1 pseudogene is annotated in these 416 nt (G+C 69.7%); it reads left to right on the top strand.

Features of this window, described 5'->3' with window-relative positions:
• A pseudogene (locus tag A9Z05_RS37495) lies at positions 1-416 on the top strand (mannitol dehydrogenase family protein); the annotation flags it as partial.

Below are 416 nucleotides of genomic sequence, written 5' to 3'. Positions count from 1 at the left end.
CGACGTGCGCGAACGCGTGCGGGCGGCCACCGGCATCGACGACGCGTGCCCGGTAATGGGCGAATCGTTCATCCAGTGGGTGATCGAGGACCGCTTCGCGGCCGGACGGCCGCGCTGGGAATTGGCCGGCGCGGAACTCGTCGACGACGTGCATCCGTACGAGGAAGCGAAGATCCGCATCCTCAACGCGACGCACAGCTGCATCGCGTGGGCCGGCACGCTCGCGGGCTGCACCTACATCCACGAAGGCACGCACGACGCGGCGATCCGCCGCTTCGCGCACGACTACGTGACGCAGGACGTGATCCCGTGCCTGAGCCCGAGCCCGCTCGATCTCGCGCGCTACCGCGACGTCGTGCTGGAGCGCTTCGGCAACCCGTACGTGCTCGACACGAACCAGCGCGTCGCGGCCGACG

The sequence above is a fragment of the Burkholderia sp. A2 genome, from assembly GCF_001729305.1.
GTDB classification, from domain to species: domain Bacteria; phylum Pseudomonadota; class Gammaproteobacteria; order Burkholderiales; family Burkholderiaceae; genus Burkholderia; species Burkholderia sola.
The sequence above is the reverse complement of the archived record's forward strand: the minus strand, read 5'-3'. Positions and strand labels throughout refer to the sequence as shown.